At 43.1% G+C, this 23,659-nt stretch carries 14 protein-coding genes; 1 reads left to right on the top strand and 13 read right to left on the bottom strand.

What is annotated here, in order from left to right; genetic code table 11:
• Window positions 1–163: 163 nt before the first annotated feature.
• Together NBH14_RS12170 and NBH14_RS12165 are read right to left on the bottom strand one after the other, a co-directional pair.
• Entirely contained in the window at window positions 164–4,849 is a 4,686-nt protein-coding gene (locus NBH14_RS12170) for a DUF6383 domain-containing protein (protein WP_186959405.1), read from the bottom strand.
• A 551-nt stretch (window positions 4,850–5,400) separates the two neighbouring features.
• Window positions 5,401–6,759 (bottom strand): VapE domain-containing protein, encoded by a 1,359-nt coding sequence (locus NBH14_RS12165; RefSeq protein ID WP_186959406.1) that lies wholly within the window; start codon window positions 6,757–6,759, stop codon window positions 5,401–5,403.
• A gap of 296 nt (window positions 6,760–7,055) precedes the next feature.
• Here NBH14_RS12165 and NBH14_RS12160 point away from each other — a divergent pair, with 296 nt between their 5' ends.
• Window positions 7,056–7,667, top strand: coding sequence for an HU family DNA-binding protein (locus NBH14_RS12160; RefSeq protein ID WP_128133254.1), 612 nt, complete (start codon window positions 7,056–7,058; stop codon window positions 7,665–7,667).
• 115 nt (window positions 7,668–7,782) lie between these two features.
• On the opposite strand, the gene NBH14_RS12155 is transcribed toward NBH14_RS12160, so the two are convergent.
• The 11 genes from NBH14_RS12155 to clpP all read right to left on the bottom strand — a co-directional run bounded on the left by NBH14_RS12155 (window position 7,783) and on the right by clpP (window position 23,532).
• Window positions 7,783–9,888 carry a hypothetical protein gene (locus NBH14_RS12155; protein ID WP_250817472.1) on the bottom strand — a complete coding sequence of 702 codons (2,106 nt, stop codon included), beginning with the start codon at window positions 9,886–9,888 and terminating at the stop codon, window positions 7,783–7,785.
• A 58-nt stretch (window positions 9,889–9,946) separates the two neighbouring features.
• Window positions 9,947–11,845 (bottom strand): DNA mismatch repair endonuclease MutL, encoded by a 1,899-nt coding sequence (mutL, locus tag NBH14_RS12150; RefSeq protein WP_186959407.1) that lies wholly within the window; start codon window positions 11,843–11,845, stop codon window positions 9,947–9,949.
• On the bottom strand, window positions 11,842–12,147 hold the full coding sequence (locus NBH14_RS12145) for a hypothetical protein (protein WP_186959408.1): 306 nt from the start codon (window positions 12,145–12,147) through the stop codon (window positions 11,842–11,844). Before NBH14_RS12145 ends, mutL begins: the two co-directional genes overlap by 4 nt.
• A 25-nt stretch (window positions 12,148–12,172) precedes the next feature.
• A complete protein-coding gene (locus NBH14_RS12140) occupies window positions 12,173–13,795 on the bottom strand; it encodes an OstA-like protein (RefSeq protein WP_128133256.1) in 1,623 nt (540 codons plus the stop codon).
• Entirely contained in the window at window positions 13,792–15,156 is a 1,365-nt protein-coding gene (locus tag NBH14_RS12135) for a peptidylprolyl isomerase (RefSeq protein WP_186959409.1), read from the bottom strand. Before NBH14_RS12135 ends, NBH14_RS12140 begins: the two co-directional genes overlap by 4 nt.
• Before the next feature lie 21 nt (window positions 15,157–15,177).
• Complete coding sequence (locus NBH14_RS12130; RefSeq protein ID WP_128133258.1) at window positions 15,178–16,032, bottom strand: peptidyl-prolyl cis-trans isomerase; 855 nt, start codon at window positions 16,030–16,032, stop codon at window positions 15,178–15,180.
• A gap of 13 nt (window positions 16,033–16,045) precedes the next feature.
• Window positions 16,046–17,635, bottom strand: coding sequence for a peptidylprolyl isomerase (locus NBH14_RS12125; RefSeq protein ID WP_186959410.1), 1,590 nt, complete (start codon window positions 17,633–17,635; stop codon window positions 16,046–16,048).
• A gap of 109 nt (window positions 17,636–17,744) precedes the next feature.
• Window positions 17,745–19,220 (bottom strand): IMP dehydrogenase, encoded by a 1,476-nt coding sequence (gene guaB, locus NBH14_RS12120; protein WP_009859574.1) that lies wholly within the window; start codon window positions 19,218–19,220, stop codon window positions 17,745–17,747.
• 139 nt (window positions 19,221–19,359) lie between these two features.
• Window positions 19,360–21,543 carry a DNA helicase RecQ gene (recQ, locus tag NBH14_RS12115; RefSeq protein WP_186959411.1) on the bottom strand — a complete coding sequence of 728 codons (2,184 nt, stop codon included), beginning with the start codon at window positions 21,541–21,543 and terminating at the stop codon, window positions 19,360–19,362.
• Between the two features lie 28 nt (window positions 21,544–21,571).
• Window positions 21,572–22,801: an ATP-dependent Clp protease ATP-binding subunit ClpX gene (gene clpX, locus NBH14_RS12110; RefSeq protein ID WP_186959412.1), complete on the bottom strand. Its 1,230-nt coding sequence runs from the start codon at window positions 22,799–22,801 to the stop codon at window positions 21,572–21,574.
• Window positions 22,802–22,863: 62 nt separating this feature from the next.
• Window positions 22,864–23,532, bottom strand: a complete 669-nt coding sequence (gene clpP, locus NBH14_RS12105; protein ID WP_009859577.1) for an ATP-dependent Clp endopeptidase proteolytic subunit ClpP — start codon at window positions 23,530–23,532, stop codon at window positions 22,864–22,866.
• Between the last annotated feature and the right edge of the window lie 127 nt (window positions 23,533–23,659).

Below are 23,659 nucleotides of genomic sequence, written 5' to 3'. Positions count from 1 at the left end.
TTTATTACTTTAGTATTATAAACTACCTGTTCACCCTCACGGGATAATTAGCGAAAAAGAACACAGTTTATTCATCTTCTTTCACCACGTAGTTTACTTATTTGATTATAAATAATACCTTATTTAAAGGGCAGTAATCCCACCCTTTAATTTTCGATTATTCTTATTTTACAATTGCTTTAATAGCAGACTCACCATCGACAGCCACAATCACAACACCCTTCGGAGCGTTAAATTCAACTTCGTTAGAAGAAATCACTGTTTTAACAATTTGCTTTCCTAACACATCACAAACAGATACTGATTTACCTGCTGCATTACGGATAATAACCTTTCCGTTATCACCGATGACGGTTACAGCTGTTACATTAGAGTTGATGTCTTCGTTTGCAGTCGGAACGTCAAATGTGATATCAGCGATTACATTACCACCATTCAGTTTAGAGTCACTGGTAGCAATTATACCTTTCGTCGGGATTACACGACCAACACAATCCATACCTGCTGTCAATGCCGGTGTTACCCAAACGTCATAAGTTACATTGTTATGAAGTCCTTTAATTAAAGTACCATCATAAAGGCCAGACATACTTGATTTTGCCAGATCCCATGAAGAAATAAATGCTGTTTCATGTTTAGGAGAGTCAGTATAAGCTACTTCTTCTGCAAAACCAACGCGTCCCCATTCAAGTCCCATATTCCAGATATTTGTATTAGTCCACTGTGCCTGGTCATATTTACCTTGTCTGTAAGGGTCGGTCGTCTCTGTTACTTCCTGACCTGCTGCGATCAGATCATCACGTCTACCCATATGAGTTGCAGATGTTGAGAACTGGAATTGATCCATTGCAACATTACCTTGTTTCAAAGTAACAGTATATAGTGTATTAGACTTAAAGTCATGAGTAAACCATTCTGCTATTGCCCCGTAAGGTTCAACAATATCATATTGCGAAACAATCGGTCTGGTCTCAACTACTTTACCAGATTCTTCGAGAACCAGATAATAGTTAGGAGAAGCGATATCAAATATATCTTTATTCAATTTTGTTGCCGTACCATTGAATAATTCAACAGCCAGAATTCCATTATCAGCATACACTTCAGAGATAAAGATAGAAGAAGATTTCTTATTATACTTAACAAGCCCAACAACAACTTCATGTTCAACTTCACCCTGTTTAAATCCAGGTTTCCATGTCAGATTAGCACGATCACCCTGAATATCGCCAGGTTTGAATGCGTTCAGCTCCGGACCGACTAATACAGTTTGGAATGAAACATTGATTGTGCTGTCTACAGAACAAAGCACCGGAACGTTCACAGTCAGCGATGTTAATGTATCACAAGGAGCAGTTACAGACGGCTTCGCTTTGATTGTAACAGGAACAGTTACATCGCCACCAAGAACAGTCATCAAATCTTTGATACGGTATTTAGCATCTTTTACAGGATAAATATCCTTATTGCTATTTGTAAAGAAGATAGTCGAACTATTTGCTTCATCTACCGGCCAAACAAGATCTTCAAACGGAAGTTCACGACCTACAATATTAATTGTTTTTTCTCCAGTCGTACCAAACACGATCTCACCCATTTGCATTGGCTTCTTGGCCGTATTGATAACTGCACCATTTTCATCAGTAAACAACAGAACCGGTTTCTTAGCATCACCATGAACAACAGAATACAAAGAATCTGCCTGATAAGTATAACCAGCGGCATAGAACAGGTTGGATTCGAAATCGCTTACCTTCTCTACATCATCTCCAAGATTTCCTTGATATTTATCACTTACCTTAATTTTAGCCCCCATCACATCACGTGTGTTGAAAAGGGTATCCTTAACCAGGTAGATCAAATCACCCATACCATAGAATTTCGTATCTTTATGAGCGCTACGTTTTCCAATACCGAATTTCAAATCTTCATAAACGAACTTCCTCAAGACTTCAGCTTTATGTCTAGGTTCATAAATCAATGTATCAATAGCTTTATTATTATCTGTAGGAGCAAATTTCACATTGATCTTTGCATAGATTTCACCGTATTCGTTAGGTACAATAGTCAATAAATGTTTTTTATTATCTACTTTCAATGTACCATAGGCAACAGAAGCTTCATCCTGTGTATAAACAAATGATGCATCCTGATTTGATTTAGTAGAAATCTTAACCGTATCGATCACATTAATACCGGCAATAACAAATGAAGTACTGTCCCCATTAATACAGGTATTGATATAAGAAGTTCCAAAATCGTTCGGGAACTGTTCATCATAAATCTCATCACTACCTGATTTGTCTTCCCATTTCTGGAACTTATACCAATCCTTATAGTTCTGAGCGTAAATATTTGTAACGACACCACGATCTGTTATACCCTTAACTGGTAATACATTATGTCCTTTTGTATCGGCTGTGATAATTTTAAATATCTGTTGTTCACCACCGTTGTAATCAGTTCCTACCCAGTCTTCAGTGTCTGCGATATACTTCATATTGATTTCAAGACCTTTTTCTTTGACAGCCTTAACCATAGCTACATTATTCAGGTCTATTTCAAAATACAAAGTATCGGTGTAAGCACCGCCACGGAAGTTTTCATTGGCAGCAATCTTGGCACCGGTAACAGGGTTCTTGAAGTAAGCAACATCAACTCCGTAAGAATCAGCAGCTTTATAACGGAAGTCGTTAGAAGCTTTGTCGCCGCCTTTCTGATCAATAGCAAACTTCACAATAGCTTTATTATCAACAATCGGCACCAATTCACTAGCATGAATGAAAATAGTATCAACACGTGAAGTACGTGCACTTTCAGGGGCATTAGCCTCAAACGGAGCATAGAAATAACGTTGGTAATGTCCTTTCAAATCACCGTCGTTCAATACTTCACCGTCAGGCAATTGCATAGCTTCTGCAACTGAACCGTTAGATCCATAAGTAAACCATACGTACTGATTATTACCGGTTACGTTCAGGTCATTCGGATAAATAGCACCTAATTTCTTTTCAGCCAGATCTTTACCTGTATAATCATTTGCATCGATATTACCTTCAAATTTCAAGGCTCTGTTCAAACCAAATACTTCCTGGAAATCAACAGATTGTTCAAGATCAGTTGAAACGTTTCCTCTTTCGTATTTAACGGCAAGCGTAATTGTCTTATACTTTTCAGTATTCAAATTTCCGGAATTAGTCAGGAATGTTTCGTCAAACTGGTCATTTTTTACAAAATCCTTTGCATCAGACTTTCCATCATTATTTATATCGATCAATTTACCATCCTTATCATAAGCATAGTAACCAACGGCTTCACATTTTGGCTGTAATGGTTTTTCGCTATTTTTTGTTAAGTTAGCGATCCAATCCACATCATTTGTATATTTAGGTAGGTTCTTCACTTCCAACCCAGCTTCTTTTGTCTGGTTATATTCATCAAATGCCATTGTTGAAGGTTTAATGATAAATGAAGGAACAGAAGTACCATCCAACTGAGCTTCAGCCAAAGAAGCATCACGTGCTACAATTTCAGCATTGATATATTTAGATGCATCGAAATCTTTTACCTGCTTCGGAGCAAATTTGAAATCGAATGTAGCAGTTATATATTTCTTGTTACCATTCTTTCCGTCAAATGTTTTATCCAGAGTGAACAAACCGTCAGTGGCACCACCAGCTGTTAGTTTTGTATTATCAATTTTGATCCAATAAGTAGCGACAGAGCCTTCTTTCAGAACATCAGGAACATCTGAATCCAAAATAAAATCTGCCAATTTATCTGTGTTCAATTCAAACGGATAAGCTACCGACAACTTATAAACAGATAATACATCTAAATCCAAATTAGCTGCAGTAAGGTCTATATCTTCAGCCGGGTTGAAATACTCGATACGAGTATACAATTTATTAGATACTTCATAACCAGCACCTGCATTGGCCTCCTCTGTATAAATAGCCGGGGTCACAAATTCGTCGATTTTTCCAGTTGTAGAGAAAAGAACTTCAGGACGTTGATAAGTAAAGTTCAAACCTTTGATAACTGTAACAGGTTCGTTTTTATCCTGTGCTTCATTATCGTCAGCTTCCGATGCTTTTGCATTAGTAATTTGGAATACAATTACTTTATTAGCCAAACTATTTTTACCGCCATTTGCATTTTCATTCAAACGGATGGTATATTTAGAGCCAGCCAAAATACCAGCATTGTCTGCTGTATATTCTATAGACTCTGTTGCATCAAGCTGTTGTCCGGAAGCTGTTACAGCTGCAATATTCAGATCTGCTGCATCACCCGCGCCATCCAAAGCATAAGACTTAGCCGTAATTGCCCATTTAATATTACGGTTGGGAGTCTTACCTTCATTAACTTTAGCAGCATAAATATCAAATTCAATACTTGTCGGGTTAGACAATCCTTGTGTGTTAAGAGTCAGAAAAACTTCCCCCCTGTTCTGCATGCCAGGAATAATACCCAAACCACCATCAAAAGAACCGTAGACAGGTGTAATCTTTTCCCAACCTGCTGCACCTTCTGCCAATTTTGTACCGGCAACAACATTAGCTGTAGGTGCCCCATTTTTATCATCTGTATCAAATGCTACAGAAATACCAGGAACAAGGCTGTTCAAGTTGTTACTGAATTTATAACGATCAGTTCCGGCAGCTGTAACGTTATCCTTATTCAAACTAAAACCTGGAACCTTTCCTTTAACGGCAAAATCAGCAGTCTCAGGCCATGCAAAATCGGCTTGAGAGGCTTTATACCATTTAGGAAGATCTTGTGCATTTACTGAGAACGCAGTTCCCAGCAAAAGACATCCTACAAGAGTAGAAAACTTTTTGTTCATAATTCTAAATTTAATATTAATACTAATGTTCGTAATAGTTCAGTTTGAGAACGTCTTCAAATGTTAATGACTAGCTAAAACGTTCCTTTTTTTTAGTCATTTTTCTGTGGTTCGTGAGAAATAAAAGGTATTTCGTACAAACTTTGCTATTCGGTTGATAAGAAAGGATATAGGAAATAAAAAAAATAGCAAAAAAGGATTGCGCTTTCAAAAGTTATAATTAATTTTGTTGACTAGAAAAAAGGAACGTTTAAATTAGTCATTCATTTTAAGACCTTAAAGCGTACTATATAACTATATATCAAATAATTATATCGTACATATTTATAATATAGTCAAATGTTAAATCAGCATTTAATAATATATTAATGTACGTGTACATATATAATACAACAAATCACCTTTCAGGTTTCAGCCGATATATCACGCTGACTATCAAGCCAAAACAATGAAAGATGATTTATCAAGAATCTTTCTCTTATCCAACCTCATTTTCCCCATTTTTCAGAGTCAAATGTTAATTGGCCCTTTTTCCGCCTTAAAAGACCATTTTACACCAGTGCTACCACCCTATAAAAATTACCGGATTCGGTATGTTTCCGTTCAATCCCCAGTGAAGAAAGGAACTTTCCGAAATTACCTGCCGATACCGAGCGCATAGCTGCCGGATTATACTTTTTCAACCGCTGGAAAATCTCCGCAGCAGAAAGCATCAATGCCTTCTCACCATATCCGGCCGGACGAAAACAACTCCTAAACACATCTTCTTCGACAGGATGCTTGTAATACGATTCGTTGGCCGCCATGATCTCCGCTTCCTCTTCAGAAGTGAACCAATACCGTTCGCCCGCCAGTAATTCGGCTTTCAGTTGAGCATAAAGCTGACGATAATCAAGCGGAGAACAGTCTATTTTATTTTCTATTTCAACACACAGGAACCGACGACTTCCGGTTGGATCGGTCAGCAACTCTTTCTGATTCGACGTTGCGATGAAAGATGCGACACGGGGTAACGGACGGTAATTTTTCTGGTGTGCTTTGCGAACACATGGATTGACAACCTGCATCAGGTTCTTCAACAATGCCATCTTGCGAGGAGTAAACTTATCAAATTCATCCATATTGATCAAGCCGAATTCCGTTAGCTTACATTCTGCCGCTGATTGGGCGGACAGATCGTAGCTGTCCGTATAATACCTCTGCAACTCACGGGGAAGCAATAATTTACAAAACGTAGACTTCTGTTTTCCCTGTGTACGACTGACTAACACCGGCGATACACTGTTTGCATGCAGACGGTCTGTCTCCAACCATTGCGCCGCCATCCCCAACAACCAGCGATGAAAACATTTTACCCGCAACGGAACAGAAGAAACCCTGCGTGCCAGACTATCGATCCGGTCAGTCCTATCCCAGTCCGGTAACTCATCCATATATAGGCGGAACGGATGATATTCAGGAATGCTATCAGAAAACACATAACGCGACACATCCCTGTCCCAACAATCTATCCCTTGCTTTCGTGCTTCTATACAGAAACTGTTCAACTCGCGCTGCCCCACAGGCTGGAAGCAGGTTCCGGAAAGATTCCGTTTCCTGAATTCCGTCTCCGACGTCAGCTTGTTGAAACGGAGATCGTACTGTTCACCCAGAAATTGCTCCATCGCCATCATCGTCCGGGTCGTTTTTTGCAAAGAGGTATCCGTTGCTGCAAGGGGCACAACATTACCTGCATTATTCACAACCGGCACTTCCGGTATCATTGCCGGTTGTTTTTCCGGTAGCTCTTTTGTTGCCACTACCGGCATCACCTCCGATACTGCATTTGCTATCACTTCCGTTTCATCCGAAAACCGTCCGTGCATCACCAGGTCACACAGCTTTTCAATAAGATTTTTAATCGCATTCATATTCGTTTTTTTTAGTTATTTTCAGCGAATATAATACCGTATATCAAGGTTTTACAAATTAACAGACTACTATTTTCCAACAATCTCATCTACCGGAAAAGTAGGCAAAAAGTATTGCTTAAGTCATATACAACTGTTACCTTTGTAGTCATTCAATAATCACTCCACAGTTGTAGGGCGTAAGAACCACATCTGTTAAGCAATAGCCTTACACTTGTGAGTCTTACGCCCTACAATTGTCAAGCGATGAATAGGCAAGCATTTAAACAGGAGTTATTCATTAAACAAGCAAGAATATGTCAGCAGAATACGACTTCTATAAAAACCCCATACCGAAAGGGAGTAACCGCAAACCACGCCTGCATGCCCGGATTGTGCCACGAGGAGTTATCACTACCGAAATGCTCTCAGAAGAGATACACGATGCCAGCAGCCTGACAACCGGTGATGTAGAAGCAACTATAACCATGTTAAGCAAAGCGATCATCCGCAATCTGAAACAAGGGAAAAGAATACATATCAAAGGACTGGGTTATCTGGAAATGACACTGCAATGTCCGCCTATAAAAGATCCGAAAGAGATACGGGCCGAATCCATCCAGTTCAAGTCGGTGGCGTTCCGTCCGGAAAAAGCGTTAAAAAAGGAATTGAGTACCACCCGGTTTGTCAGGGCAGTACATAAAAATCATTCGAAAAGTCGCTCGGAAACAGAAATTGACAACTTATTAACCATCTATTTCTCAACCCATGAATATATCACCCGCCTGGAGTTCCAGCAAGTTTGCAGATTTACGAAAGGGACAGCCAATCGTCGTCTGACAGAAATGGTAAAAGCCGGGAAATTAAAGAAAGAAGGATTGGATAGATTCCCGATTTATGTACCTGTGCCCGGGAACTACAGAAAATAAGGCTAATCAGCCACCCTTCAGCCAAACATATTGTTTTACAAGGCTGAAAGGTGGCTGAAAGCTGAAATAATCGTTTTATAAATATACGGTAATCACTAAACGACTACATTAAAAACTACGGCATAGGAAGAAAGCCCTCCGTTTTGACTACCCAGCTTCCATCGCAAGGAAATCCCGGAGTTTCACCTGTCGAGCCGTCCCAACCAGCCGCCATCATGGCTACTGCGGTCAGCAAAGCTCCGTTGGAGGGAAGGTAAGGAAATGGGCCGCCTGTTGCCAGTCCATGTTCATCAAATTGAAATCCTCCGGCCGGATGAAGCAGAAAGTCAACAGCCTGCTCCGGTTTGCCACAGCGGGCAGCCGCCATTGCCAGCATAGGGAAATCCCATCCCCATGTACGGTCGAAATTCCAGGTTGAAGTTATTTTATCCAAAGTCCGGGCAAGTATTTCCGCATCCACACCATCACCCGGCAACATTCCGTAAGTACCGATCAACGCCGGATGCTCAAATGCAAAATCCGACCACATATTCCGGATACCTTCATGGGTAACGTATAGTCCGTCTTCCACGGGTAATGATGCCAGTTTTGCCAAAACATCCTCCCACTTCGCATCGACCGGAAGCGACAAACGCTTACGCCATTCGGCAGCCATACGCAATCCGTAACGCCAGTATCCCAGTTCAAATGCAGGATTTATTGTTGTCTCGGGAACCGTATTCTCAGAAACAATGAAAACGGGAGGCCCGAGCACATAACGGTCCTGCGCCTCGTCATAATGAGCATAATCTGCCATAAAATCTGCCGTAGCAGTTATAATCGGTTCCCATTTTTCTAATGTTTCACGGGTTGGATGCAACCGGTAATCAAGATCGGCAAAATAAATTGGATGCGGTTGCTGCCAAATCAAAGTTGCATGTATGATATGAGGCCATTCCCGGTCAAAATCGGCGGTACATTTAGGCCAACGGGCACCTTTATACCCCTGACGCCCGGCACGTTCCCGTGATGTCGACAGATAGTTCTGATAAACAGTCAAACTTTTCTCCAGTAATGGCCACCGATTCCACAATGCATAATGCACGCCATGCCACCATATCATCTCAAAATGGAAACGACCATACCATCCGTTATTCACCAACCCGCTTTCCTGCGGAGGCAACGACCCGGCTTCATTCACTTTCATCAGATACTGCGACAAAACGATCCTGCGCTCCAACTCTTTCCAACGCGGATCTTTACTGCCGGACAAATCGATGACCGCTCCCGACTGCCAGAAACTTTGCCATTCGCGGGCACTTTCATCAAAAACATCAGCGACAACAGGAATATCATCTGCTTTCTTACGGGAGAAAAGACAAGTAAAAGACAGCTTTTCCGTATTTTCCGGACGTAGTTCAAAACGATGGGATGAATCCGCTCCTGATTTTATAAAAGAAGCAGGAGTATCCCAATGCAGGGATGTATAATAAGAGACATCATCCATCTCCCTGGCAATCGATACCGTTTTATCTTTTTGCTCTTTAATGACCGACCTGTGAGCCTCCGGTCTGTCATAAGTTCCCACATAATCATTCATCTGCCCATCTTCTGCATAAGGGAAATCCAGAAAAACGGTAAGTTTTCCTTCCCGGACCAACTGACTCTCAACAGTGACACCAACCGCGTCCAAAGAAGGATGACAAGCTGTTTTAACAGATACGGGTATTCCGTCCAGTATAAAAAAACTGTGAATGATACCTGTCCACATATCTACCTCCTGGCGCGTATCAGACAAATCTTCCGCGACAGCTTCCGAACCGTCCGGACGAAGTAATCTAAAACCAATACGTCCCAGATTAAAACGATGGGGATTAGCTGCCAGCCAATTTGATAATTCAGGTTGCCGGGGATTAGGAATATCGTAAGGCACCGGCTTTCCATAAGTATCGATAACTGGCTTTTCAAAATCTTCAACGTGCATACCGTCAGGCAACGGAAAACTATGCCAACTCCATTGTGCCATCGTATTGAATGGGACAAAGGTCTGTAAACCTGTGATATCCACACCGAACGCAAACTCCCCGTTGCCGACCTGGGCCGGACTAACCGGGTTCGTCTTAGTCGTTACGATACGATGCCGGTCTACCAAGACTTTCCGGTCGATATGCGACTGATTACATGTAGCAAACAGTAAAAGAATTCCCACAAGGGAAAAAAGATGATACATTGGTCTCCACATTGTATTTCAATTTAAGTAAGTGAAACACAAATATAGGAATAAAAATGATATGCCCTTCTTATCTGAACCGTTTCTCCAGTTCTTCGTCAGTCAGCATCGAAATGATCGTCTTTCCGTCGGGGGTCAGGTTGGAATCCGGGCAGGAGAACAAGGTTGCGATCAGGTGATCCATCTCATCGGCAGACAATGTTTTACCCGGACGGATAGCTGCTGCTTTTGCCAGAGACAAAGCGATTGCTTCACAGATCTCTTCATGTACTTCACATCCTGTCTCGATAGCACGGTTGACAATATCCTTTATCAGAACCAGCTGGTCTACATTCTCAAGTCCGGCAGGCAGGCCATTGATCGCATAACTGTTATTTCCCAGATTCGACAAGTCGAAACCGATAAAACGCATATCTTCCAACAGAACAGGCAAGACAGCTGCTTCTGCTGCCGTGAACTCGATAATCTCGGGGAAAAGAACCTGCTGCGATGCACCTTTCTGCTGTCGCATATTATTCAGATACTGGTCGAACAAGATACGCACATGAGCCCTGTACTGGTCGATCAGGGCCAGGCCGGACTTCAGTGAAGTAACGATATAACGACCTTTGTACTGATAGCATGGAGTAGTCGTTTCGGCAAACAGGGCTTCACCTCCAACAACAGAAGCTACCGGTTCCGGCTTCTCATCAGCATCCGTCTCAATCACCTCTCCCATCATTTCCAAATCTTTACGTACGGCATCACGGTCGCTTTCAAACCCCTGATAGAGTTGCGACCAGTCGAACTCCGACTTCCCGGAAGACGAAGGGGATGGCGAAGACGGAGAATAAGAAGACGGGGTAGAAGATGCCTTGAAGGGATTATAACCCGAATCAAGCTGCACGGTCGGTGCTCTAAATCCGTCCGGTTCTTTGACCGGGTTGTAAACGGGGATGTCTATCGCATCTTCCACATCAAAATCAATAGTAGGGATAGCACTCGACTTTGCCAGCGCCTCACGGGTTGCCGCCATCAGTATCTGCCAGATAGGCTGCTCATTCTCAAACTTAATCTCGGTCTTAGTCGGGTGGATATTTACATCGATCGTAGAAGGATCAAGCGTGAAATAGATAAAATAATTGGGTTGTTCGCCGGGAGGGATCAACTGTTCATAAGCCTGCATAACGGCCTTATGAAAATAGGGATGCTTCATGAAACGTCCGTTCACGAAGAAATATTGCAGTGCACCACGCTTCTTGGCAGAGTCCGGGCGACCTACAAAACCGGAAATAGTGACCAGCGAGCTTTGTGCATCCACTGAAAGCAACTTCTGGTTCAGGTTCTTGCCATATACATTTATAATACGCTGGCGGAGACCTGACTCCGGTAAATTAAAGATCTCGGTATCATTGTGGTTCAACACCAGGGCTACCTGCGGGTTGACCAAGGCGATACGTTCAAATTCATTGATTATATTACGGAACTCCGTTTCATTCGATTTCAGGAATTTACGTCGCGCGGGTACGTTAAAGAATAGGTTCTTGATCGAAAAAATACTTCCTTCTGTACAAGCATCGGGGCTAATATCTTCCAATGTGGAACCGGCGATGGATAGCTTCGTACCCAACTCAGTACCTCTCAAACGGGTACGCAGTTCCACATGGGCAACCGCAGCGATAGAAGCCAGCGCCTCTCCGCGAAATCCCATCGTATGGAGGGAAAACAGATCTTCGGCCGAAGAGATCTTGGAAGTAGCATGCCGTTCAAATGCCATGCGGGCATCTGTCTCAGACATACCTTTCCCGTCATCGACCACCTGGATCAATGTACGCCCGGCATCCTTAATGTTCACCTGGATATGTGCGGCTCCGGCATCGATCGCATTCTCAACCAGCTCCTTTACAACGGAAGCAGGCCGTTGAATGACTTCACCGGCCGCTATCTGATTGGCTATACTATCGGGTAATAAATGAATTATATCGCTCATGACCAAAACAAAAACCAGAGTAAAGCACCCAGGACTGCGATCCCCACGATCAGTTTTGCACTCTTATATTTACGGCTACGCGCATCGTCGCCTCTGTCAAGGCTTTTCTTCAGATGCGAAGTACCCTCAATAAAAGTTCCTTTGATCTGCGGCTTGTAATCTTCCAACGATTCTTCCATGCCCATCTCGCGTTTCATTTTACGCACACGTTCTTCCAACGCCTCTTTATGGGGATCCCAATAAATAGGTTTATGATTGAACTGCCGGGGTTTACGTACATTATAAAATGAGAAAAGTGCCATAACTCAACAAATTTAATAATAAATGCTATTGCTCGTGCTTAAACTTATTGCTTCGAACCGGTGCGTCTTCGACTCTCCTCTTCACTACCTGATAAATATCATCTTTATTTTTCGGACGCAAGTAATCAAACCAATAAAAATCTTTCAGTGTTTTCTGTTCCGGCTTCAGATCGGGTATGGGGGTAAGACTTCCCTGCGGACTGGGCCATATCTTCAGCCGTTCCAACGCATTGTCTTTCACCCAAATTGTCAGGAATCCGCTCTTGGTTTCATTCAAACCGATCATCGCACCGTTATCCAACGGATAGAAGATGGATTCCGCATTCCCTTCGACATCGATCTGCCGGACAGCCTGACCTTCAAAATATGCTTTCAGGTCATTCCCTTTCAATTGATTATAATAAGTCGAATCGAGATGCTGCACTGCAAATGCATATTGTATCACATGTGCATAATCGATCGTACTGTCATTCATATAGATAACTATCGTATCACCGGATATCTGGTACTGCTCATTCCACAGAATCGGATCCCTATACATATATAATATGGAATCACGCGTATTAAACTGCATGGAATCGCAAACACCCTGCATATCGGTGCGATAGAAACGCACACCATAAAATGCCTTTATTTCGCGGGCCGTCGAATCGATCGACATCATTTCCAGCGTATCGGCATGCAGATATAACGTGTCGCCCTGCGAATATTCAAGGAAACGGGCACTGTCGGTTGCAAACGCATATTCCGTCCGCTCGTTATAAAAACCGTACTGTCCCTCCAGCATTACTTTCTGAGCCGTATCCTGCAAACACATATTCCCGAAGGCTTCACCGAAACCGGCATCCTGGTCATATGATATAGAATCACCGATCAGGACCCTGTTGCCCGAATAAACTTCGGAACGGTCGAGCAACAGCGAAGTGTTAGCTTCCGTATTGTACCATCCGCGGGAAGAGTGTATCGTTCCGCTGTCTGAAACAATGATGGAAGGCCCCAGTATTGTTGCAATCTTCGATTCGGTATCGTAATGAAGCGTATCCGAATAGAGTGTAAAATTCGGATTCTCCAGACGCACACTATCATTAAATATAGCCAGTTTCGTGCCCGGAGAATATTGACCGTAGAAAGAGGACAACTGATTCAGCGAGTCAACGATCAAACCACCGTCAAAATAATAACCGATATCGGGAATACGCTCATAGTTCAAACTATCGGTAAAAAGCGTTACCTGCCCGTTCTCCATCCGGACATTTTCACGCAGATAAGCAATCTGGGTATCCCCGTCATAAAACAGGTAATTGCCGTATACAAACAAAGTATCTCCTTGTTCCATACGGACATTACTGAAAGCTTCCAGCGAATTAGTCGCCTCAAAAAAGTATGCACTGTCGCAATACATATACGAACTATCGTGCCGGAAACTGACATTTCCCTCCAGAAACTGTGCATCAGCCTTCATCACTTCCTTATCATAGGATACAGTATCGGCATGCAGCAGATAAACCAGTGTCTTTTTAGTCGTGACCGTATCGGCTGTAAGAGTCTCTCCCTGCTTGACGGATATGGAATCCTGCGTTTGTGCAAAAACACAAACAGCCAGCAGACAAAGCAGTCCTGTAAGAAAAAACTTTTTTACAATCTTCATTCTTTAACCCAACCCGGATATTTGAAATCGCAGTTACGCCATCCTTCGGCAATACGGACATACGTAGTTTTTTGCTTTTTCTTAATCCACTCATCCAACAATTCTTCTCTTTTCTGTTGTTCCACCATATTCTTCATTGCCTGGAAGTCATCAGAAAGATTCGCCTTATGTTGATCTGTACGGGATTTCAATTTAACGATGGCAACCACTTCCTTCTGTTTGTTGGAAATCATAGTAAACGGTTTGGAGATCTCCCCCACCTGCATGTTGTAAACCATTTTACCGACTTCCTGAGGAAGTTCCTGCATTTCAAACTTCGGAGTACCGAAATTGTTTCCTTCATGATTCTGGTTAACCATCAACCCTTTGTTGTTACGGGTATCCTTATCATATGAAACGAATGTTGCAGCTTCCTCAAACGAGAATTTGTTTGCCTGCAAGTCAGCATATAATGAGTCCATGCGGGCAGTCGCTTCCGTCAATTCCTTTTCTGACACTTTCGGTCTTAACAGGATATGACGGCAGTTGATACGGTTACCGCGTTTCTCGATCAGCTGGATGATATGATATCCGTATTCTGTCTGTACAACCTGAGATACACGCTTCGGATCAGAAAGGTTGAATGCCACATTGGCAAACTCCGGCACCAGGTCAGTCTTGCTCATAAATCCCATCTCACCGCCACGAGCTGCAGAAGCTGGATCTTCGGAATACAGGCGGGCCAACGTAGAGAACTCCATCTTACCGCTGTTGATCTGTTCTGTAAAATCACGCAGTCGTGCTTTGATAGCATCCGTCACATCAAACGGAATCTTCGGTTCGAAAGTAATGATCTGGACTTCCACTGTTGTCGGGATAGTCGGCAGACTGTCCTTCGACAACTGATTATAAAATTTACGGATTTCAGAAGGAGTCATCTTGATCTCCCCGATCAGTTTGCGCTGCATTTCTGAAACGATCTGCTGTTCACGGAACTTTTCCTTCTGTTCATCCCTGATCTGTGAGATTTTCTTTCCGAAATATTCCTCTACTTTTTCCCTTGATCCGATCTGGTTGATTGCCCAGGTTATCCACTGGTCAGCTTGCTGTATCACCTGGCTTTCGCTGGCCTCGATACTGTCTATCTTCGCCTGGTTCAGGTACAGTTTCTGTATCGCTATCCGTTCCGGAATCACACAATAAGGATCACCATCCAGACGCTCGCCTTCGTTTTGCATATACAAACGCTGCGTTTCTACGTCCGAACGTAAAATAGCATCATCTCCTACCACCCACACAATCTCATCAATCACATTATCCTGTGCCATTGCCGCACAAGATAAGCAGGCAAGAAAGAATACAGTTAAAATCTTTTTCATCATTTCTACTTTATAAGTTACAAATTACGGTTCAGTAAAAAACTTTACATCACCTCCTCTGATTCCATCTTTATATAATTCTTCTTCAAACGTCTTCAAAAAATCTACTTTCCGCTGATTGATCAGCATCTCCGTGATTTGCGAACTCGCATAATCATAGGGAGCCACGCTTCCTTCCGGCAGATACTCTTTGATATTCAGCAGATAACAGTAACTACTATCAGCCACTTCCACAAACTTATTCGCCTTCAGATAAGCGTTTGGGTTGGATACATGAACAGGTATATTATCCATCACCTCGTCAAAATCCACCCATTTGTCGTAAAAGTAGTCATAAATAGTGGCATTTTGCACACTATACTTCTCAATTTTTTCTAAAGAGGCTTCAGAAGTCGATTTGTACCACCCTTTTACCTCCGACAAACCGGGGGCATCCACCGGTATTTTCAGGAAAAGTCCCTTGATCAGGGCTTTATCGAGTGTAAACTTTTTCTGATTCTCCTCATAATAGTTCAGCTTATCGCTTTCGCGGATATCAGCCGACAATTTCTCTTTGATCAGGCGCTCCTGATAACGATAACGAATCAGCGAGTGGCGGTATTCTTCTACCAGCTTGTCGACCTCTTCCTTTTCGTCCCCCAGGTTTCGCTGGGCAACTTCGTAAACAAGGGCATCTTTCACCCATTTCTTTACAAAGCTTTCGGCTAACAACAAACTATCCGCAGAGGACGTCCCCCGCGGAATCAGACTAACCACTTCCGAACGTTTCAACGTCCGGTCCTTCACTCTTACCAGCACATCCGCATCGTCGGTTTGCTGGGTTCGCTTACAAGAACACAGCAAAGATACGAATGCTATAAAAATGAAGCAATACTTCATAACCTTCTCTTTCTTATTTCTTTAGTTTTTTCAACAATTTCCAGTTAATCGTAACAGGATATTCCTTATTCAGCTCCTGCAACCAGGCTTTTTCCAACTCCGGCTGTTCAGCAGCTGGCTTGCTCCACACTTTCTGATTACTGATATTGAACAACAGGATACCATCCCGATATTCCTGCATCAGATGTGTAAATTCAGGATGCTTAGTTTCCAGATTCTTGCGCTCGGTTGTCGTTACAATATCACGAATGAACAGATCGAACACTTCCTGCATAAAATCACCGGCATACGTTTTTGTCGAGAACGGACAACGCTGGATATAATAAGCGAATTCGCTCTGTGGGAAATCCGTATCCACCAGATGGATCAATGTCTTATTCATATCCTTGGCCTTTTCATAGAAGTCCTTGTCGGAAGGAAAATGATCATTGCACAAAGCGACCAGTTCAGCATAAGCCTCCGGATAGAACACATAACCATACTCTTTTTTCATACGTTCATCGAACGCCTTATAATATTCGAAATTACGTTCACCCTGTGCCATCACACGAGACCATGATTTCTTTTTTTCTTCAAAAGATGGGATGCCTCCCTTGTCGAGTAATTTGATAATATGATAACCGAACCGTGTTTTAACGGGTTCAGACACTTCACCCGGAGTATTTAAAGCAAACGCGCCTTTTTCAAAAGGTTCCACCATTTCTCCGACACCAAACCAGGGAAGTTCTCCCCCTTTGCGCGCAGAAGCGGCATCCGAAGAGTTTTCTTCTGCTAACTGTCCGAAGTCTGCTCCATCCTGTATCTTCTGATAAACCTCTTCAGCCAAAGCCAACGTTTCACTATCACTACGGGTTACCGAATCTTTCTGGAAAGGGATCAGAATATGGGCAACACGGCGCATCCCCGGATTGGGTTTGCGGCTATGTAGTTTAATAATATGATATCCCAGCGTAGTACGTACCGGCATGGATAATTCGCCCGGTTTCATAGAATAAGCATAATTCTCGAACGCTTTTATCGTCTGCATAGGCAACAGGCAACGTGCATATTCATATCCGGTCTGTTTGGTAGAATCCTGCTTTGCCAGCTCCTGACCAACGGTTGCCATGTCTTCCCCGTTTTTTATACGTTCATAGACCTTCATCGCCTTTTCATAAACAGCGAGCGTATCCCTTGAAAGAGTCTTCCCCGGCAGACGGAATAAAATATGACTCAATTCCAGTACTTCGCCCAGACGGTCATATTCCACACGGAGAGCTGCTTCTTCCCCGTCTCTGTCAGATAAGTAACTTGATGTCAGCTGAGCGCGGTATCCTTCCAGTTCATTGGTAAAATCTTTTGTCTTGTCAAGACCGGCGGTTTCTGCATCGACAACTTTCAACTTAAAGTTTTTATACAGTTCCACATAATTTTCCAATGATTTACGATCAGATAAATTAACTTCACCATTCTTTCTGGCCATAAAAACAAATTCATCCAGAGATACCTGTTTTCCGGCCACAGTCATCACTACAGAATCAGCCTTATTAGCGGCTTCTCCGGTTAAACAAGCGAATACTAAAGATAATACAAGCAACTTTTTCATCAAAATTCCGTTTATCATACTACGTACACATTACAAAAATAACACTAATCTAACGGATAGCATCCCCAAAAAGTATGCTATCCAATTAAATTAGTGTTTTTTATATAACGGGATTTATGCACATTTATTATTCGCCACGGCTATAATTGGGTGCTTCCTGTGTAATTGCCACGTCATGCGGATGACTTTCCTGTACACCGGCATTGGTAATACGGGTGAATTTAGCCTGATGCAGTTCTTCAATATTATGCGCTCCGCAATATCCCATACCGGCACGCAATCCGCCAACCATCTGGTAGATCACTTCGAATAAAGAACCTTTATAAGGAACACGCGCGGCAATACCTTCCGGCACAAGTTTCTTCACATCATCTTCCACATCCTGGAAATAACGGTCTTTCGATCCTTTCTGCATCGCTTCCAGCGATCCCATACCACGATAGGATTTAAACTTACGTCCGTTGAAAATGATCGTTTCACCCGGTGATTCTTCCACTCCAGCCAGCAAGGAACCCATCATCACGGATGATCCGCCGGCAGCAATCGCCTTCACGATATCACCGGAATAACGCAATCCGCCGTCGGCTATCAGAGGAATACCTGTACCCTTCAATGCTTTTGCAACATCATAGATTGCAGACAACTGGGGGACACCGACTCCGGCAATAACACGGGTCGTACAGATAGAACCCGGTCCGATTCCTACCTTAACGGCATCTGCTCCGGCATCCGCCAGATATCTGGCAGCATCGCCCGTAGCAATATTACCAACCACGCAATCGATACCCGGATACTGTGCCTTAATTTGTTTCAACACATCGACCACACCTTTGGAATGTCCGTGAGCCGTGTCGATAACCAAGGCATCGGCACCAGCCTCTACCAATGCAGCCACACGTTCAAATGTATTGAATGTCACACCCACACCGGCTGCCACACGCAAACGGCCTTTGGCATCTTTGCAGGCAGAAGGTTTATCTTTTGCTTTAGTGATGTCTTTATAGGTAACAAGCCCGATCAACTTATTATGGCTGTCCACCACCGGCAGCTTTTCAATCTTGTGTTGCTGAAGGATCTGGGCTGCCGCTTCCAGGTCTGTAGACTGATCCGTTACGACCAGGTTTTCCTTCGTCATCACCTCATCGATCGAACGGTTCATGTCTCTTTCAAAACGAAGGTCACGGTTGGTAACGATTCCGACCAGATAACCGCCTTCATCCACAACAGGTATACCGCCGATCTTATATTCTGCCATCATAGCCAACGCATCGGCCACACGTTTTCCCTTCGTGATTGTTACGGGATCATAGATCATTCCGTTTTCAGCACGCTTAACGCTTTGAACCTGCTTAGCCTGTTCTGCAATCGTCATGTTCTTATGAATAACACCGATACCACCTTCGCGGGCAATAGCAATTGCCATCTTTGCCTCGGTAACCGTATCCATAGCGGCCGATACCATCGGGATATTCAATGTAATGTTTCGTGAAAACTTTGTCGTAAGGTCGACATTTCGGGGAAGAACTTCTGAGTAAGCGGGGATCAACAATACATCATCGAATGTTAATCCGTCCATAACTAACCTGTCTGCAATAAATGACATAAAACGTATGCTTTAAAAATTATTGCGCGCAAATATACGAATAATATGCCAATAAAACAATATGCCAATGTGCCAATAAAAAAACAACGATATATTATCTCTATTGGCATATTGGCATATTAACCTTATCGGCATATTATTAATTTGCCATTTCCGATAAGAATTTTATACGTACCAGACGGATCTCTTCTTCCGTATAATCACCACCCAACTCTTCGATCGCATCTTCCAGATCATCCGTTTCGGAATCTTTGAAATATTCATAGATATCTTCCACATGATCTTCATCCATCACATCGTTTACAAAGTAATCGATATTGATACGTGTTCCCGAATAAACGATCGCTTCGATCTCATCCAGCAGTTCGTTGAATTCAAGACCGTTTGTCAACGCTATCTCGTCCAAGGCGACTTTGCGGTCGATACGCTGGATAATGGAGACTTTCAGTTTCGACTTGTTTGCAACCGTACGAACACGCAAGTCTTCCGGACGTTCGATCTCATTTTCTTCTACGTGTTTTTTGATCAATGTAATGAATTCCTGTCCGTAACGTTTTGCCTTACCGGCACCGACACCGGGAATATTCTGCAACTCATCCAGAGTCACCGGATAAGTGGTAGCCATCGCCTCAAGCGACGGGTCCTGGAAAATCACAAAAGGAGGAACTTCCAATCGCTTGGACAGCTTCTTACGCAAATCCTTCATCATAGAATAAAGGACCGGGTCAACCGCACAGGTTGCTCCGCCACGTACCGGCACTTCAGATTCTTCCTCTTCCTCAAACTCGTTATCCTTCGTTATTTTGAAAGACACCGGCTTCTTCATGAAATCTTTTCCCTTCGGAGAGATTTTCAGCAGGCCATAGTTCTCGATATCCTTTGTCAGATAACCGGCAATCAGCGCCTGACGGATCACTGCGTTCCAGGTCTTGTCGTCTTCATCCGTTCCCGAACCGAAGACTTCCAGTTCATTGTGTTTGTAAGATTGAATTTCGGAGGTCTCATTACCGACCAACATGTTGACAATATAATCTGCCTTAAATTTTTCTTTCAAAGTACTTATCACTTCAAGTACCGCACTCAATAATTCTTTCGCTTCCACTTGCTTTTTGGGGTTCAAACAATTATCACAATTTCCACAATTTTCTTCCAGGTATTCCTCACCGAAATAATGCAACAAGACTTTGCGCCGGCATACGGAAGTTTCGGCATAAGCTGCTGTTTCAAGCAACAGTTGCTTACCGATTTCCTGTTCCGCTACAGGCTTACCCTGCATGAATTTCTCCAGCTTCTGCAAATCTTTGTATGCATAAAAGGCAATACACTGGCCTTCGCCACCATCACGGCCGGCACGACCTGTTTCCTGGTAATAACCTTCGAGGCTCTTCGGGATATCATAATGAATCACATAACGTACGTCCGGCTTATCGATACCCATACCGAATGCGATAGTAGCCACGATAACGTCGGCTTTTTCCAACAGGAACGCATCCTGATTGGCCGACCGTTGCCCTGAATCCATTCCGGCATGATACGCAAGCGCTTTGATTCCGTTCGCTTTCAGAATATCGGCAAACTCTTCCACCTTCTTGCGGCTCAGACAATAGACAATACCCGATTTACCTTCGTTGGCCTTAATATATTTAATGATCTCGCGGTCTACATTTTCATCCTTCGGACGAACTTCGTAATATAAATTAGAACGGTTAAAGGAGGATTTGAAAACTGAGGCATCAATCATACCCAGGTTTTTCTGGATATCGTGCTGAACTTTCGGAGTGGCTGTTGCTGTCAGCGCAATCAGCGGACGCTTACCTATTTCATTGATGATAGGACGTATCCGGCGATATTCCGGACGGAAATCATGTCCCCATTCTGAAATACAATGCGCCTCATCTACTGCATAAAACGAAATATTCACATTGCGCAAAAATTCGACATTCTCCTCTTTTGTCAGCGACTCAGGAGCAACATACAATAATTTCGTGCGGCCAGCCATTATATCAGCCTTCACCTGGTCGATCGCCGACTTATTCAGTGAAGAGTTAATAAAATGAGCGACTCCGTCTTCTTCACTAAAATTACGCATGGCATCCACCTGGTTCTTCATCAAAGCAATCAGGGGAGATATAACGATCGCAGTACCTTCCATCATAATAGAAGGCAACTGGTAACAGAGGGACTTCCCTCCGCCGGTGGGCATCAACACAAAGGTATCATTCCCGGCCAGCACATTTTCAATGATTGCTTTCTGATTCCCTTTAAAGGTATCAAAACCAAAATGAGTCTTTAAATGCTCAGTTAAATTATCCTTCTTCGCCATACTTATTATATTTTACAAACCGCAGGCATTACGCTATCTGCAAACGGTTTACATCTGATTTTTCAAACTTCTCCTTCGCATACTCCAAAGTAACATGGAGTTTCTTTTTCTTGTCAGACGGCATGCTGAACATAGCATCCATCATGATAGCCTCTACGATCGAACGCAGGCCACGGGCTCCCAGCTTAAATTCCAAAGCTTTATCTACAATATATTCGTAAACATCTTCATCAAACGTCAGTTTAATGGAATCCATCTCAAACAATTTGATATACTGCTTGATGATCGAATTCTTCGGCTCTGTCAGAATGCTGCGAAGCGTGCTCCGGTCAAGCGGGTTCAGATAAGTCAGAATAGGCAGACGGCCGATGATCTCCGGAATCAGCCCGAACGACTTCAGGTCGGTTGGCGTAATGTATTTCAGGAAGTTATTCCTGTCCACCTGAGCAGTATCCTTGCTGGCAGAATATCCCACAACACGAGTGTTCAGACGTTGTGCAATTTTCTTCTCGATACCGTCAAACGCTCCGCCACAGACAAAAAGAATATTTTTAGTATCTACCGCTATCATTTTCTGTTCCGGATGCTTTCTTCCGCCCTGGGGAGGTACGTTTACGATCGAACCTTCCAACAGCTTCAGCAAACCCTGCTGTACTCCTTCTCCACTTACATCACGGGTTATAGACGGATTGTCACTTTTACGCGCGATCTTATCTATCTCATCAATAAATACAATTCCCCGCTGAGCTGCATCCACGTCATAATCGGCAGCCTGCAACAGACGGGTCAGAATACTTTCAATATCTTCTCCCACATAACCGGCTTCGGTCAGTACCGTAGCATCCACGATAGCAAACGGCACATGCAGTAATTTTGCGATCGTACGAGCCAGCAGGGTTTTTCCCGTACCGGTTGCGCCGACCATAATAATATTAGATTTCTCGATCTCCACGTCATCCGAAGTGACTTTCTGGAGTAATCGTTTGTAATGGTTATACACCGAAACAGAAAGGTAACGCTTGGCGTCATCCTGTCCGATCACATATTGATCCAGAAAGTTTTTTATATCCTCCGGTTTCGGCAGTTCCGCCTGGTCAAGTCCCAGAGAACTTTTCCTGGCAGGTTGTTGTTCTTTTACAATTTCATACGCTTGCTGTGCGCATTCATCACAGATGGCACCGGATATCCCATTTATCAGCATATTAACGTCCCGACTGCTTCTTCCACAAAACGTACAAACGTCGCCTGTTTTGGCCATAGATATTTTGTTTATTTATTTGTCGAAAAAGACAAGGCACAAAGGCCTTGTCTCTATGTTTGTTATTTACTATTACGGACCAGGATCTCGTCTACCATTCCATAAGCTTTCGCTTCTTCGGCAGTCATCCAGTAGTCGCGATCGCTATCGCGTTCTACCTCTTCATAAGGTTTTCCTGAGTGAGTTGAAATAATAGTATACAGTTCTTTCTTTACCTTCAGGATTTCACGAGCAGTGATCTCGATATCCGAAGCTTGTCCCTGTACACCGCCCAGAGGTTGGTGGATCATCACGCGAGAATGCGGCAAAGCCATACGTTTGCCCTTCGTTCCGGCTACCAGCAATACGGCAGCAAAAGAAGCGGCCATACCTGTACAGATAGTAGAAACATCACATCCGATAAACTGCATGGTATCATAAATACCATAACCTGCATATACCGAACCGCCCGGCGAATTAATATAAATAGATATATCCTTGCCGGGATCGCTGGAATCCAGATATAATAATTGCGCCTGAATCACATTGGCCGAATAATCGTCGACCTGTGTTCCCAGGAAGATAATACGATCCATCATCAAACGGGAAAACACGTCCATCTGCGCAACATTCAGCTGGCGCTCTTCAATAATTGTCGGAGAAATATAACTGCTGGTGATATTCATATAACTATCCAGCGCATTACTGTTCATCCGCAAATGCTTTGTTGCATACTTTCTAAAATCGTCCATAGTTTACTGTTTATTGTATAACCGAAAGTCATAAAAAAAGGGATTTCCCTCTGACTTATCGGAATAACAAAGTTATAAATAAATTTCTGAAAGAAACAACTTATTTGCTATCCGCTAAGATATTTTT

This window comes from Parabacteroides caecihominis, from assembly GCF_023656785.1.
Lineage (GTDB): Bacteria > Bacteroidota > Bacteroidia > Bacteroidales > Tannerellaceae > Parabacteroides > Parabacteroides segnis.
Note: the sequence above shows the minus strand (reverse complement) of the source record. Positions and strands in the feature narration are given on the sequence as shown.

What these genes read in the sequence shown, in the direction of transcription:
- NBH14_RS12155 (WP_250817472.1), bottom strand. Translation starts at nt 9,888, where the DNA reads ATGTGGAGACCAATGTATCATCTTTTTTCCCTTGTGGGAATTCTTTTA.
- NBH14_RS12125 (WP_186959410.1), bottom strand. Translation starts at nt 17,635, where the DNA reads ATGATAAACGGAATTTTGATGAAAAAGTTGCTTGTATTATCTTTAGTA.
- clpX (WP_186959412.1), bottom strand. Translation starts at nt 22,801, where the DNA reads ATGGCCAAAACAGGCGACGTTTGTACGTTTTGTGGAAGAAGCAGTCGG.
- NBH14_RS12160 (WP_128133254.1), top strand. Translation starts at nt 7,056, where the DNA reads ATGTCAGCAGAATACGACTTCTATAAAAACCCCATACCGAAAGGGAGT.
- guaB (WP_009859574.1), bottom strand. Translation starts at nt 19,220, where the DNA reads ATGTCATTTATTGCAGACAGGTTAGTTATGGACGGATTAACATTCGAT.
- recQ (WP_186959411.1), bottom strand. Translation starts at nt 21,543, where the DNA reads ATGGCGAAGAAGGATAATTTAACTGAGCATTTAAAGACTCATTTTGGT.
- NBH14_RS12145 (WP_186959408.1), bottom strand. Translation starts at nt 12,147, where the DNA reads ATGGCACTTTTCTCATTTTATAATGTACGTAAACCCCGGCAGTTCAAT.
- clpP (WP_009859577.1), bottom strand. Translation starts at nt 23,532, where the DNA reads ATGGACGATTTTAGAAAGTATGCAACAAAGCATTTGCGGATGAACAGT.
- NBH14_RS12140 (WP_128133256.1), bottom strand. Translation starts at nt 13,795, where the DNA reads ATGAAGATTGTAAAAAAGTTTTTTCTTACAGGACTGCTTTGTCTGCTG.
- NBH14_RS12135 (WP_186959409.1), bottom strand. Translation starts at nt 15,156, where the DNA reads ATGATGAAAAAGATTTTAACTGTATTCTTTCTTGCCTGCTTATCTTGT.
- mutL (WP_186959407.1), bottom strand. Translation starts at nt 11,845, where the DNA reads ATGAGCGATATAATTCATTTATTACCCGATAGTATAGCCAATCAGATA.
- NBH14_RS12130 (WP_128133258.1), bottom strand. Translation starts at nt 16,032, where the DNA reads ATGAAGTATTGCTTCATTTTTATAGCATTCGTATCTTTGCTGTGTTCT.
- NBH14_RS12165 (WP_186959406.1), bottom strand. Translation starts at nt 6,759, where the DNA reads ATGAATGCGATTAAAAATCTTATTGAAAAGCTGTGTGACCTGGTGATG.
- NBH14_RS12170 (WP_186959405.1), bottom strand. Translation starts at nt 4,849, where the DNA reads ATGAACAAAAAGTTTTCTACTCTTGTAGGATGTCTTTTGCTGGGAACT.